Genomic DNA, 13,470 nt, shown 5'->3' with positions numbered 1-13,470 from the left:
GGTGGGCGGGTTCGGTGACCGGCTGTTCGAGGCGATGGCGCGTCGCGGACCGCTGTGTCCGGGCATCGACCCGCACCCGCAACTGCTCGAGGCCTGGGGGCTGAGCACCGACGCCGACGGCCTGGCCCGATTCAGCGACATCTGTGTGCGGGCGTTCGCCGGCTTCGCGGTGGTCAAGCCGCAGGTGGCCTTCTTCGAGGCCTACGGATCGGCGGGCTTCGCCGTGCTCGAGCGCACGATCGCGGCTCTGCGCGCCGAGGGCGTGCTGGTGCTCGCCGACGCCAAGCGCGGCGACATAGGGTCGACGATGGCGGCCTACGCCGCCGCGTGGGCGGGGGAGTCGCCGCTGGCCGCCGACGCCGTCACGGCTTCGCCCTACCTGGGGTTCGGATCCCTGCAGCCGCTGGTGGACACCGCCCTGGCCCGCGGCCGGGGTGTGTTCGTCCTCGCGGCCACCTCCAACCCCGAGGGCGCCTCGGTGCAGCGCGCCGAGGCGGGCGGGCGGACGGTCGCACAGTCGATCGTCGACGCTGCCGCCGCGGCCAACGCGGACACCGGGGCGGGTTCGATCGGGGTGGTCGTCGGCGCCACGGTGGCCGATCCGCCGGATGTGAGCGCGCTGGGCGGGCCAGTCCTGGTTCCGGGGGTCGGTGCGCAGGGTGGCCGTCCCGACGCGCTGGCGGGCCTGGGAGGGGCCCGGCCGGGGCAACTGCTGCCCGCGGTCTCCCGCGAGGTGCTGCGGGCGGGCCCGGACTGCGTGGCGGTCCGCGCGGCGGCCGAACGCATGCGCGACGCGGTCGCCCATCTGCAGGGTTGAGCGCCTCCGCGCGACACGCCCGACAGCGATTGACCTGCGAAAATTTCTCGAGACACCCGGGTGTGGCGGGTGTGACGAGCGCCCATCGACGGCGCAGCGACGACCGTCATGCCCGCGTGGCGGCAAAACCGCCGATATGCAGGGCTTTCCGTCGCAGGGCACGATTTCGGCAAGCGCGGGCCCAGTGGGCGCGCCGATCGCGCCGCGCGCCCCTCCCGCGCCCTACACGCTGGGCTTTTGGCCGCAGAACTCGGGGGTGGGGTTAGCTTTCGTCAGCCCGCGTGGGTACGGTCGTCCACGCTGGCTGGTTCGCGATCCACCACGACCGGCCGAGAGAAAAACAGATGGTGACGATACGGAGGAACCCGTGGCCCTTCCCCAGTTGACCGACGAACAGCGCGCGGCAGCGTTGGAGAAGGCTGCTGCCGCACGTCGAGCGCGTGCCGAACTCAAGGATCGGCTCAAGCGCGGCGGCACCAACCTCAAGCAGGTCCTCAAGGACGCCGAGACCGACGAGGTCCTGGGCAAGATGAAGGTCTCCGCGCTGCTGGAGGCCCTGCCCAAGGTCGGCAAGGTCAAGGCCCAGGAGATCATGACCGAGCTCGAGATCGCCCCGACCCGCAGACTGCGTGGCCTCGGTGATCGCCAGCGCAAGGCCCTGCTGGAAAAGTTCGACTTCTCGTAAGGGAGGTCGGTGAGCGAAGGCGGCCGGCCGGATACGCACCCACGGGCTCCGGTCCTGGTGCTGTCCGGCCCGTCTGCCGTCGGTAAGTCGACCGTGGTCAGGTGCCTGCGGGACCGGGTCGCCGACTTGTACTTCAGCGTCTCGGTGACCACCCGGGCGCCGCGACCGGGTGAGATCGACGGCATCGACTACTCGTTCGTCACGCCCGAGCGCTTCCAACGCCTCATCGATGACGGTGAGCTGTTGGAGTGGGCGGAGATCCACGGCGGTCTGCACCGCTCCGGCACACCGGCCGCCCCGGTCCGGGCCGCGACAGCCGAGGGTCGTCCGGTGCTCATCGAGGTCGATCTCGCCGGGGCGCGGGCGGTGAAGGCGGCCATGCCGGAGGCGCTGACCGTGTTCCTCGCGCCGCCCAACTGGGAGGCCCTCGAACACCGACTGACCGGCCGCGGCACCGAGAGCGCCGAGGTGATGGCCCGCCGGCTGGCGACGGCCCGCACCGAATTGGCCGCCCAGGGTGACTTCGACGAGGTCGTCGTCAACACGGAAGTGGAATCGGCGTGCGCTGCGTTGGTATCCTTGCTGGTGGCCCACACACCGGTGCGGCCAGATCAGTCTTGATCAGACGTGAACTTCTCGATTCGAATCGCCAGGAGACCTTTTTCGTGAGCACCCCGCACGCCGACACGCGGCTGGCTGCCGTGGACCTCGATCCGTCCGCCGCCAGCTCCTACGACACGCCGTTGGGCATCACCAATCCGCCCATCGACGAGTTGCTGGACCGCGCGTCGAGCAAGTACGCGCTGGTGATCTACGCCGCCAAACGTGCACGTCAGATCAACGACTACTACAACCAGCTCGGTGACGGAATCCTCGAGTACGTCGGTCCGCTCGTCGAGCCCGGTCTGCAGGAGAAGCCTCTGTCGATCGCGATGCGCGAGATCCACGAGGACCTGCTCGAGCACACCGAGGGCGAGTAGAAGCGGCTGCGGCCCATGGCCGATCGCAAACGGATCATCGTCGGGGTCGCCGGCGGCATCGCCGCCTACAAGGCGGCGACGGTGGTCCGTCAGCTCACCGAGGCGGGCCACTCCGTGCGGGTGGTTCCCACCGAATCGGCTCTGAAGTTCGTCGGCGCGGCCACCTTCGAGGCGCTGTCGGGTAATCCCGTCCACACCGGCGTCTTCGACGACGTCCACGAGGTTCCGCACGTTCGCATCGGCCAGGGCGCCGACCTCGTCGTCGTGGCGCCGGCCACCGCGGACCTGCTGGCACGCGCCACCATCGGACGCGCGGACGACCTGCTGACCGCCACCCTGCTGACCGCCCGCTGCCCGGTGCTCTACGCACCGGCGATGCACACCGAGATGTGGTTCCATCCGGCGACGGTCGACAACGTCGCGACCCTGCGCCGGCGCGGGTCGGTGGTGATGGAACCCGCGTCGGGCCGGCTCACCGGCGCCGACACCGGTCCCGGGCGGTTGCCCGAGGCCGAGGAGATCAGCACCCTGGCCCAACTGCTGCTGGCGCGCGGCGACGCGCTGCCCTACGACATGGCCGGGGTGAAAGTGCTGGTCACCGCCGGCGGCACTCGCGAACCCATCGATCCGGTGCGGTTCATCGGCAACCGCAGCTCGGGTAAACAGGGCTACGCGCTGGCCAGGGTGATGGCGCAACGCGGCGCCGATGTCACGCTCATCGCCGGACACACCGCCGGGCTGATCGACCCGGCCGGCGTGCACGTCGAGCACGTCGGGTCGGCCACTGCGCTGCGCGACGCGGTGTCCAAGCACGCCGCGGCGGCCAACGTGCTGGTGATGGCCGCTGCGGTCGCCGATTTCCGGCCCGCCAACCCGGTGCTCACCAAGATCAAGAAGGGCCCGGCGGGCGAGGGCGAGCCGACCATCGAGCTGGTCCGTAACGACGACGTGCTGGCCGGTGCGGTGCGCTCCCGCGCCGACGGGCAACTGCCCAACATGCGGGCCATCGTGGGTTTCGCGGCGGAGACCGGCGACGCCAACGGCGACGTGCTGTTCCACGCGCGGGCCAAGCTCGCCCGCAAAGGGTGCGATCTGCTCGTCGTCAATGCGGTGGGGGAGAACCGGGCTTTCGAGGTCGACCACAACGACGGCTGGCTGCTGTCCGCCGACGGCAAGGAGGCCGCACTGGAGCACGGTTCGAAGACCGTGATGGCGAGCCGTATTGTGGACGCGATCGTCGGCTTCCTGCAGAGCAGGTGAGCGGCGAACGACGGAGGTACGACGCGTGCGCGTAAAGGTTGCGCGCTGCAGGGGGACACGCTTGGGTGCCAGTGGCGCCGCCGTGTGCCGGCACAGACAGTGGAAGTGAAAGGGATCGCACGTGAGTGATGCTCGGCTGTTTACCAGTGAGTCGGTGACCGAAGGGCACCCGGACAAGATCTGCGACGCGATCAGCGATTCGGTGCTCGACGCACTGTTGGCCGGCGATCCGAAGTCCCGTGTGGCGGTCGAGACCCTGGTCACGACCGGCCAGGTGCACGTGGTGGGCGAGGTGACCACCACGGCCAAGGAAGCGTTCGCCGACATCACCAACACCGTGCGTGCGCGCATCCTCGACATCGGCTACGACCATTCCGACAAGGGCTTCGACGGCCTGACGTGCGGCGTCAACATCGGCATCGGTGCGCAGTCGCCCGACATCGCCCAGGGCGTGGACACCGCCCACGAGACGCGCGTCGAGGGTGCGGCCGACCCGCTGGATTCGCAGGGCGCCGGCGACCAGGGCCTGATGTTCGGCTACGCGATCGCCGACACGCCTGAGCTGATGCCGCTGCCAATCGCGCTGGCGCACCGGCTGTCGCGCAAGCTGACCGAGGTCCGCAAGAACGGCACGCTCGACTACCTGCGTCCCGACGGCAAGACCCAGGTCACGGTGCAGTACGACGGCACCACCCCGGTGCGCCTGGACACCGTGGTGCTGTCCACCCAGCACGCCGACGGCATCGACCTGGACAGTCAGCTGACTCCCGAGATCAAGCAGCACGTCATCGACGCCGTGCTCACCGAGCTCGGCCACGACACCCTCGACACGTCCAATCCGCGCATCCTGGTCAACCCGACCGGCAAGTTCGTGCTCGGCGGCCCGATGGGCGACGCGGGCCTGACCGGCCGCAAGATCATCGTCGACACCTACGGCGGCTGGGCCCGCCACGGTGGCGGCGCGTTCTCCGGCAAGGACCCGTCCAAGGTGGACCGCTCGGCCGCCTACGCGATGCGCTGGGTCGCCAAGAACGTGGTCGCCGCCGGCCTCGCCGAGCGGGTCGAGGTCCAGATCGCCTACGCGATCGGCAAGGCGGCCCCGGTGGGTCTGTTCGTGGAGACGTTCGGCTCCGAGACCGTCGACCCGGTGAAGATCGAGAAGGCCATTCTCGAGGTGTTCGACCTGCGTCCCGGCGCGATCGTGCGCGACCTCGACCTGCTGCGGCCGATCTATGCGCCGACCGCGGCGTACGGCCACTTCGGTCGCACGGACATCGAGCTGCCGTGGGAGCAGCTGAACAAGGTCGACGACCTGAAGAGCGCCGTCTGACCTATTTCAGCGCGTCGCGCAGCGCGTCCAGCGCCCGGTCGGTGACCTCCGTCGCGGCAGGTACGACGCCGTAGTAGCCGAGGAATCCGTGCACAAGCGTGTCGGCGGTGTGCAGCGCGGCGTCCACCCCGGCGCTGCTCAACAGCTGCGCGTAGCGGGCGCCGTCGTCACGCAACGGGTCGTGGCCGGCGACCACGATGTGGGCGGGCGCCACGCCGGTGAGGTCTCCGACTGCGGGCACCAGCGTGGCAGGCGGCTGCGTCAGATCGGTGTCGCCGACGTACCAGCGGGTGAACGCCTTGCACTCCGCCACACCGAGGATCGGCGCCTCGGCGTTCTCCGTGAACGACGGTAGCGACGTGTCGAACGTCGTCGACGGATACCACAGCAGCTGCAGCCGCAGCGGGATGCCGGCGTCGCGGGCCTGCTGGGCGACCACCGCGGCGAGATTGCCACCCGCCGAATCACCGGCCACTGCGACGCGCGCGGCGTCGCCGCCGATCTCGTCGGCGCGCTCGGCCACCCACTGCGTCACCGCCCACACGTCCTCGACGGCCGCCGGGTACGGGTGCTCGGGGGCCAGCCGGTAGTCGACCGACACCACCAGGGCCTCGGCGCGCACGGCGTGCAGGCGCGCCGCCGCGTCGTAGGTGTCGAGGTCACCCACCGACCACCCGCCGCCGTGGATGAAGACCACCACTGGAAGCGCCGATGCCTCGGCAGGGGGCCGGTAGATGCGCACGGGCACCGGGCCGGCCGGACCGGAGACGCTCTGCTCGGCGGTCGTCACCTCCGGGAACACCTCCGCCCGCGGGAGCTCGGCGAAGCGTTGCCGGGCGAGCTCGGGCCCGCCGTCGGTGGTCAGTCGGAACGGCACCGCGTCGAGCACCTTCGCCAGCACGGGATCGAGGTCAGCCATGGCCCACACGGTAGTGTCCGCGGGTTTTAGTAGGTTCGCCCCTGTGATGACCCGCCGGATTGCACTGTGGGCAGCCGCGGCCGCCGTGGCCGCGACCTACGGGGTGTTTCTGATCGTCACCGCGACGCACGTGCCTGCAGGCGCCGAACTCACCGGCCGCTTCGGCGCCCAGCCCGCGGTCAAGGCGCTCGCGGCCGTGCTCCTCGCCGCGGCGGCGTGGGCGCACCCGATCGCTCGCGAGCGCCGTTGGCTGGTGGGCGCGCTGCTGTTCTCCGCCGCCGGCGACTTCCTCCTCGCGATGCCGTGGTGGGAGCCGTCGTTCGTGCTGGGTTTGGCGGCGTTCCTGGTGGCGCATCTGTGCTTCCTGGTGACGCTGTGGCCGCTGATCCGGGCCACGCCGCTGCGTCTGGCGGCAGCGGGGCTGACCGTGCTGGCGTGCGCGGGTCTACTGGTGTGGTTCTGGCCACGGCTGGTCGCAGACGGGATGGCGATTCCGGTCACGGCCTACATCGCCGTGCTGGGCGCGATGGTGTGCACGGCCCTGCTCGCCGACCTGCCGACGCCGTGGACAGCGCTGGGCGCGGTCTGTTTCGCGGTGTCCGACGCGATGATCGGCATCGGACGGTTCGTGCTGGGGGACGAGACGCTGGCGGTGCCGATCTGGTGGGTCTATGCGGCGTCGCTGCTGCTGATCACCGCGGGCCTGCTGTTCGGCCGATCGTCTGAGCCCTCTGCTAGACCTGCGGGGTGACCGTCGGACGGGAGGCTGCCGAACACGAGCCCATCGCGCGGGTGCTGCCGATGCTGACGGTGCCGCACCTGGATCGGGAGTTCGACTACCTGGTCGCGTCCGAGATGTCCGACGACGCGCAACCCGGGGTCCGCGTCAAGGTGAGGTTCAACGGCCGGTTGGTCGACGCGTTCGTTCTCGAACGGCGTTCGGAGACCGATCACGGCGGCCGCCTGGGGTGGCTGGAGAAGGTGGTCTCCGCGCAGCCGGTGTTGACGCACGATGTGCGCCGGCTCGTCGACGCCGTCGCCGCGCGCTACGCCGGCACACGTGCCGACGTGCTGCGGCTGGCGATCCCGCCGCGGCACGCGACCGTCGAGAAACGGCCTGCGGTCCCGCTCGACCCGCACGTCCCTGCCGATATCGATGCCGCCGCGTGGTCGGCCTACAGCGGCGGAACACAGTTCATCGCCGCGCTGCGCGACGGTCGCGCCGCCCGCGCGGTCTGGCAGGCGCTGCCAGGCGATGACTGGCCGGCCCGGCTGGCCGAAGCCGCGGCGGTGACCGTGCGCGCCGGCCGCTCGGTGCTCGCCGTGGTGCCCGACCAGCGCGACGTCGACCGGCTCTCGGCGGCATGCGGTGCGCTCGTCGACACCACGCGAGTGGTGGCGCTCTCCGCGGGGTTGGGGCCTGCGGAGCGCTACCGCCGGTGGCTCGCGGTGCTGCGCGGAGACGCCCGCGTGGTAATAGGCACCCGCAGCGCCGTGTTCGCCCCGGTCGCCGACCTCGGTCTCGTGCTCATGTGGGACGACGGCGACGATTCGCTGGCCGAACCCCGCGCCCCTTATCCCCATGCCCGCGAGGTCGCGATGCTGCGTGCCCACCAGGTGCGCTGCGCCGCGGTGATCGGCGGCCACGCGCGCACCGCCGAAGCGCAGGCGCTGGTACGTAGCGGGTGGGCTCACGACCTGACCGCCCCGCGGCAGACGGTCCGGGCGGCCGCTCCGCGGATGATCGCGCTGGAGGACAGCGCCTATGCCCAGGAGCGCGACCCGGCCGCGCGGACCGCGCGGTTGCCGTCGGTGGCGCTGGACGCCGCCCGCGCCGCGCTGACCGCCGGCGCCCCGGTTCTGGTGCAGGTGCCGCGGCGCGGCTATGTGCCCGCGCTGTCCTGCGCCCGCTGCCGCACCGTCGCCCGCTGCCGGCACTGCACCGGGCCGCTGTCATTGGCCAGCCGCGACGCGGCCGGGGCGGTCTGCCGATGGTGCGGACGCGAGGAGCTCGCACTGCGCTGCGCCCGGTGCGGCTCGGACGCGGTGCGCGCGGTCGTCGTCGGGGCCCGGCGAACCGCCGAGGAACTCGGCCGGGCCTTTCCGGGCGTCGCGGTGGTCACCTCGGGCGGCGAGGCCGTGGTGGAGTCCGTACCGCAGCGCGCCGCAGTGGTGGTCGCCACCCCGGGCGTCGAACCCGTCGCCGACGGAGGCTACGGGGCGGCGCTGCTGCTCGACAGCTGGGCACTGCTCGGGCGGCAGGACCTGCGCGCGGCCGAGGACACGCTGCGCCGGTGGATGTCGGCGGCGGCCCTGGTTCGCCGCCGCGACGACGGGGGAGCGGTGGTGGTGGTCGCCGAGTCGGCGATCCCGACCGTGCAGGCGCTCATCCGGTGGGACCCCGTCGGCCACGCCGACGCCGAACTCGAGGCGCGCGCGGAGGTGGGGCTCCCGCCGGCCGTGCACATGGCCGCCGTCGACGGCACCGCCGACGCCGTGCACGCGCTGCTCGACGATGCGGCCCTGCCCGCCGGCACCGACCTGCTGGGGCCGGTCGACCTGCCGGTGGGTGTGCGCCGCCCGCCCGGCGTCGCGCCCGAACACCCGGTGATCCGCATGCTGGCGCGGGCAGCGCGATCCGACGGCCTGGCGCTGGCCGCGGCACTGCGCAAAGCGACCGCCGTGCACAGTGCCCGCCACGACCACGAGCCGGTGCGTGTCCAGATCGACCCATTGCACATAGGGTGATGCCCATGTCCGTGCGGCGGGTGGCCAAGGCGTCGATCCCGCTGCTGCTCATCGCATTCGGACTGCTGTGGCCGCTGCTGTTCACCGGCGGCGGCGCCGGCGGACCCGTGCCCGAAGATCCCGTGGTGATCAGCGACTACCGGATGACCGCCACGGTCGACCCGGCGGGGGACATGACCGCGGTCGAGACCATCACCGCGCAGGTCTACACCACCGATCGTCACGGCATCTTCCGGTACTGGGATGTCGCCAACCGCAACGACTCTCACGTCCGCCAGCTGCCCGAGATCACCTCCATCCAGCTGGATGGAGCACCGGTGCCCTACCAGATGCTGTGGGAAGACGGCAGACGCTTCCGCGTCGCGAAGATCGGTGACCCCGACCGAACACTGTCCGACGGAGGGCACGTGTTCGAGATCGCCTACCGCATCCGCGGGGTGCTGGATCCCGGCTCCACCGGGGCCGACCGCCGGTTTGCCCAGACCGTGGGAGCACCGGCCGAATCACCGTCGGTGTTCTTCTGGAACGTCATCGCCCCGTCGTGGAACAACCGCATCGACCGCGCGGAGATCGACGTGACGCTGCCCGGCGCCGTCGGAGCGGTGCAGTGCTCGGTCGGGGCAGGCGTCGGACGCGCATGCGATGAGCTGCGCGCGACCGGGAACAGCGTAGTGGCGACGGCGTCGCAGCTGCCGCCCCGCACACCGGTCACCCTGCGCGCGGGTGTGGACGTGCCGACGCCTGCGCGCGCCACGCTGCCGTGGCCCTACACGTGGGACCGCATCCTCGGCCAGTCGGTCACCGGCGTGCTGTGGCTGCTCGGGCTCACCCTCGCCGCCGGCTCAGGCGCCGTGCTGTGGCTGCGCAGCGTGACCGAACCGTCGCCGGGATTCCCGCTGCAGTACGCCCCGCCGCCGGGCCTCGGGCCGGTGCAGGTCGAATACATCCGCACCGAGGCGGTCCCCAAGAACGGGCTGACCGCGACGCTGTTCTACCTCGCCGAGCGCAAACTCATCACGCTGCAGCAACTCGGCGACAAGGAATGGAAGCTGCGCAGCATCGCCCAGCCGGGCCAGTGGGCGGGCCTCGACCCGGTCACCCTGGCCGTTGCCTCCCGGCTGAAGCTGATGAGCACCGGCAGCGAGTTCACGGCCAAGAAGACCAAGACGTCGGGACAGAAGCTGAGCAAGGCCAAGGAGGACATGACCAAGGCCGTGCAGGCGTGGGCGCGCGATGAGGGACTGGTGGAGCCCCGCAAGAAAGAACTGTGGCTGCGCGCGGCGAACGCGGTCGCGTTCCTGTTGATGGTCTGCGGATTCTTCCGTTGTGGCTTCCCGATCACGCTGTGGGCGTTGCCCTTCGCGGTGTTCTTCCTGCTGACCGCACTGTCATGGCGGGACGGGGTGGGTTCGCGGCGCACCGCAGCGGGGCGTGACCTGTGGTCTCGGGCCGGCGGATTCCACCGTGTGCTCGCGACGGACTCGGCGGAGACCCGCTTCGACTTCTCTGCCCGCCGGGATCTCTACACGGCGTACGTTCCGTTCGCGGTGGCCGGTGGAGTCGCCGCGGCCTGGGCTGCGAAGTATCAGACCTCCATGAACGTCGCAGCGCCGCAACCCGATTGGTACGTCACGTCGGGGCCGGCGACGTCGCGGGCGGTGGGCAGCGGCGGCGGCGCGGACTTCGACAGTTTCGAATCGGCGTTGTCGTCGTCGATCGGCGCGTACACCGCCTCGCAGTCGTCGTCCTCCTCGTCCTCGTCGAGTGGCGGCGGCTTCAGTGGCGGTGGCGGCGGCGGTGGCGGCGGCGGAGGAGGCGGATCGTGGTGAGCGTCGTGCTGGCCATCGTGCTGGTCGTGGTTCTGCTGATCGGTGCCGGATATGTGGTCGGCTACAACAAGATCCGATCGGCCGACGTGCGGGTCGCCGAGGCGCTGGCCGGTATCGACGTGGAACTGACCCGGCGTGCATCGCTCATCCCCAGCCTGGTCCACGCCGTGGCCACCTTCGCCGCCCACGAGAAGGATGTGCTGGACCGCGTCACCGACGCCACGCAGGCGCTGACCGCGGCGACGGCGGGTCGCTCGGTGGCACAACGCAGCGACGCCGAGCGGCAACTCGACGCCGCGCTGACACCGCTGCTGACCCTCGGACAGGGCTCGCCGCAACTGAGTTCGTCCGCGAACTTCCTGGATCTGCAGCGCAACCTCGCCGACACCGAGGACAAGCTCGCGTTCGCGCGCCAGTACTACAACGACTCCGTCGCCACCCTGAATCGGCTGCTCAGCACGATTCCGTGGATGTTCGTCGCACCGTTGAGCGGCGTCAGCGAGAAGGAGTACTACCGCCAGCCCCAGTAGGCGGTTCCTAGACTGGCCCGGTGCGTCTCGTCTTCGCCGGCACCCCGGAGCCGGCCCTTCCGTCCCTGCGTCGCCTCCTCTCGTCGCCGCGCCACGAGGTGATCGCCGTCCTGACGCGCCCCGATGCCGCTGTCGGCCGGCGCGGCACCCCGATCCCGTCCCCGGTGGCTGCGCTGGCCCTCGACGCCGGCATCCCGGTGCTGCGGCCCTCGCGCCCCAATTCGCCGGAATTCGTCGCCGAACTCGCTGCGCTGGGGCCGGAGTGCTGCGCCGTCGTGGCCTACGGCGCCCTGCTCGGCGACGGCCTGCTCGACGTGCCGGCGCACGGCTGGGTCAACCTGCACTTCTCGCTGCTGCCCGCATGGCGCGGTGCGGCACCGGTGCAGGCCGCGATCGCCGCCGGGGACACCGTCACCGGGGCGACGACCTTTCAGATCGAGCCGAGCCTGGACTCGGGTCCGGTGTACGGCGTCGTCACCGAGACCATCACGCCCCGTGACACCGCGGGTGAGCTCCTGGCGCGGTTGGCCGACTCCGGCGCCGGTCTGCTGGAGGCCACCATGGACGGGATCGCCGACGGCACGCTCACCCCGGTGCCGCAGCCGACCGAGGGCGTCAGCGTCGCCCCGAAGATCACCGTCGAGGACGCCCGCGTCCGATGGGACCTCCCCGCCCACGTGGTCGACCGGCGGGTCCGCGCCGTCACGCCGAACCCGGGAGCATGGACGATGCTCGGCGAGCAGCGCGTCAAGATCGGGCCGGTGTCCGTGGTCGACGGTGACTCGGGCCGCAGCGACCTGGAACCGGGCCGGCTCGGTGTCGAGAAGAAGCGGGTGCTGGTGGGTACCGGCACCGACGCCGTCGAACTGCACACCGTGCAACCGCCGGGCAAGAAACCGATGAATGCCGCCGACTGGGCGCGCGGTGCGCGCCTCGCCGAGATCGGCTCACTGCAGTGACGCGCCCGCACCGACCCCGACGACCCCAGGGGGCCCGGCGGCCACAGCGGCGCACCCCACTGGATCCGGCCCGCCGGGCCGCGTTCGACGTGCTGCGGGCGGTGTCGGAGCGCGACGCGTATGCCAACCTCGCGCTGCCCGCGATGCTGCGTGACCGCGGGATCACCGGCCGCGACGCCGCGTTCGCCACCGAGCTGACCTACGGCGCCTGCCGCGCGCAGGGGTTGCTCGACGCGATCATCGGTGCCGCGGCGGGTCGCCCGGTCGAGCGCATCGACCCCGTGCTGCTCGACCTACTGCGGCTGGGCGCCTACCAGATTCTGCGCACCCGGGTCGAGGACCATGCTGCGGTGTCCACGACGGTGGAGCAGGCCGGCATCGAATTCGACACGGCGCGAGCCGGTTTCGTCAACGGCGTGCTACGCACGATCGCCCGCCGTGACGAGGCGTCGTGGGTGGCAGAACTCGCCCCGCCCGCCGCCACCGACCCGATCGGCCACCTCGCCTTCGTGCACGCCCACCCCCGGTGGGTCGCGCAGGCCTTCGCCGACGCGCTGGGTGCCCGCGCCCACGAACTGGGAGCGCTGCTGGCCAGCGACGACGCCCGGCCCGAGGTGCATCTGGTCGCGCGCCCGGGCGAGATCACCGCCGGCGAGCTGGCCGCGGAGGTCGGCGGGACCGTCGGCCCGTTCTCGCCGTACGCGGTCCACCTGACCGAGGGGGACCCGGGCGCGCTCACCGCCGTGCGCGACGGTCGCGCCCTCGTGCAGGACGAGGGCAGCCAGCTGGTCGCGCGGGCTCTGACGATGGCCGAGCTCGACGGTCCCGACGGTGGCCGGTGGCTGGATCTGTGCTCGGGCCCCGGGGGCAAGACCGCGCTGCTCGCGGCTCTGGGCCGACCCGTCGGCGCCCAGGTCACGGCGGTGGAGCCCGCGCCTCGCCGCGCGGAACTGGTAGAGCAGAACACCGCGGGGCTGCCCGTCGAGGTGCTCCGGGTGGACGGTCGCGACCCCGGCCTGACCCCGGGCTTCGACCGGGTGCTGGTCGACGCCCCCTGCACCGGGCTGGGCGCGCTGCGCCGCAGACCCGAGGCGCGGTGGCGGCGCCGGCCCGGTGACGTGGCTCCGCTGGCCAAGCTGCAGCGAGAGCTGCTGGCCTCGGCGATCCGGCTGACGCGGCCCGGCGGGGTCGTGCTGTACGCCACCTGCTCCCCGCATCTGGCCGAGACCACCGGCGTGGTGGCCGACGCGTTGCGCCGCCACCCGGTCGAAGCGCTGGACACCCGTGATCTTTTCGCCCCCGCCACCGACGCGGGCGAGGCGTCATCGGTGCAGCTGTGGCCGCACCGGCACGGAACCGACGCGATGTTCGCCGCCGCCCTTCGCGTCACCGCGGCCCCGATAGGCTGACCCC

13 protein-coding genes are annotated in these 13,470 nt (G+C 71.8%); 12 read left to right on the top strand and 1 reads right to left on the bottom strand.

Annotated features, from left to right (window positions below; all coding sequences use genetic code 11):
• The first annotated feature begins 1 nt into the window (after window position 1).
• From pyrF to metK, 6 genes are all read left to right on the top strand, one after another.
• On the top strand, window positions 2–817 hold the full coding sequence (pyrF, locus tag MHN84_RS06320; protein ID WP_241203764.1) for an orotidine-5'-phosphate decarboxylase: 816 nt from the start codon (window positions 2–4) through the stop codon (window positions 815–817).
• Between the two features lie 367 nt (window positions 818–1,184).
• The gene (mihF, locus tag MHN84_RS06315; RefSeq protein WP_003932123.1) at window positions 1,185–1,502 is read left to right on the top strand and encodes an integration host factor, actinobacterial type; all 318 of its coding nucleotides are present in this window, start codon (window positions 1,185–1,187) and stop codon (window positions 1,500–1,502) included.
• Between the two features lie 9 nt (window positions 1,503–1,511).
• On the top strand, window positions 1,512–2,123 hold the full coding sequence (gene gmk / locus MHN84_RS06310; RefSeq protein ID WP_241203763.1) for a guanylate kinase: 612 nt from the start codon (window positions 1,512–1,514) through the stop codon (window positions 2,121–2,123).
• Window positions 2,124–2,167: 44 nt separating this feature from the next.
• Window positions 2,168–2,482: a DNA-directed RNA polymerase subunit omega gene (rpoZ, locus tag MHN84_RS06305; protein ID WP_057146494.1), complete on the top strand. Its 315-nt coding sequence runs from the start codon at window positions 2,168–2,170 to the stop codon at window positions 2,480–2,482.
• 15 nt (window positions 2,483–2,497) lie between these two features.
• Complete coding sequence (gene coaBC, locus MHN84_RS06300; protein ID WP_241203762.1) at window positions 2,498–3,742, top strand: bifunctional phosphopantothenoylcysteine decarboxylase/phosphopantothenate--cysteine ligase CoaBC; 1,245 nt, start codon at window positions 2,498–2,500, stop codon at window positions 3,740–3,742.
• Window positions 3,743–3,863: 121 nt separating this feature from the next.
• Window positions 3,864–5,072, top strand: coding sequence for a methionine adenosyltransferase (metK, locus tag MHN84_RS06295; RefSeq protein ID WP_241203761.1), 1,209 nt, complete (start codon window positions 3,864–3,866; stop codon window positions 5,070–5,072).
• A gap of 1 nt (window position 5,073) precedes the next feature.
• On the opposite strand, the gene MHN84_RS06290 is transcribed toward metK, so the two are convergent.
• Window positions 5,074–5,991 carry an alpha/beta hydrolase gene (locus MHN84_RS06290; RefSeq protein WP_241203760.1) on the bottom strand — a complete coding sequence of 306 codons (918 nt, stop codon included), beginning with the start codon at window positions 5,989–5,991 and terminating at the stop codon, window positions 5,074–5,076.
• 46 nt (window positions 5,992–6,037) lie between these two features.
• On the opposite strand from MHN84_RS06290, the gene MHN84_RS06285 reads away from it, so the two are divergent.
• From MHN84_RS06285 to MHN84_RS06260, 6 genes are read left to right on the top strand one after another with little or no spacing between them, the layout of a single operon-like run.
• Window positions 6,038–6,742, top strand: coding sequence for a lysoplasmalogenase (locus tag MHN84_RS06285; protein ID WP_241203759.1), 705 nt, complete (start codon window positions 6,038–6,040; stop codon window positions 6,740–6,742).
• A gap of 50 nt (window positions 6,743–6,792) precedes the next feature.
• A complete protein-coding gene (locus MHN84_RS06280) occupies window positions 6,793–8,739 on the top strand; it encodes a primosomal protein N' (RefSeq protein WP_255730062.1) in 1,947 nt (648 codons plus the stop codon).
• Between the two features lie 5 nt (window positions 8,740–8,744).
• Entirely contained in the window at window positions 8,745–10,568 is a 1,824-nt protein-coding gene (locus MHN84_RS06275) for a DUF2207 domain-containing protein (RefSeq protein WP_241203757.1), read from the top strand.
• Window positions 10,562–11,098: a LemA family protein gene (locus MHN84_RS06270; RefSeq protein ID WP_241203756.1), complete on the top strand. Its 537-nt coding sequence runs from the start codon at window positions 10,562–10,564 to the stop codon at window positions 11,096–11,098. The genes MHN84_RS06275 and MHN84_RS06270 overlap by 7 nt, the downstream gene beginning before the upstream one ends.
• Before the next feature lie 20 nt (window positions 11,099–11,118).
• Window positions 11,119–12,057 (top strand): methionyl-tRNA formyltransferase, encoded by a 939-nt coding sequence (fmt, locus tag MHN84_RS06265; protein WP_241203755.1) that lies wholly within the window; start codon window positions 11,119–11,121, stop codon window positions 12,055–12,057.
• Complete coding sequence (locus tag MHN84_RS06260) at window positions 12,054–13,466, top strand: RsmB/NOP family class I SAM-dependent RNA methyltransferase (RefSeq protein WP_241203754.1); 1,413 nt, start codon at window positions 12,054–12,056, stop codon at window positions 13,464–13,466. Before fmt ends, MHN84_RS06260 begins: the two co-directional genes overlap by 4 nt.
• Window positions 13,467–13,470: the final 4 nt, after the last annotated feature.

This window comes from Mycobacterium sp. PSTR-4-N, assembly GCF_022348085.1.
In the GTDB taxonomy this organism is placed as follows: Bacteria; Actinomycetota; Actinomycetes; order Mycobacteriales; family Mycobacteriaceae; genus Mycobacterium.
The sequence above is the reverse complement of the archived record's forward strand: the minus strand, read 5'-3'. Positions and strand labels throughout refer to the sequence as shown.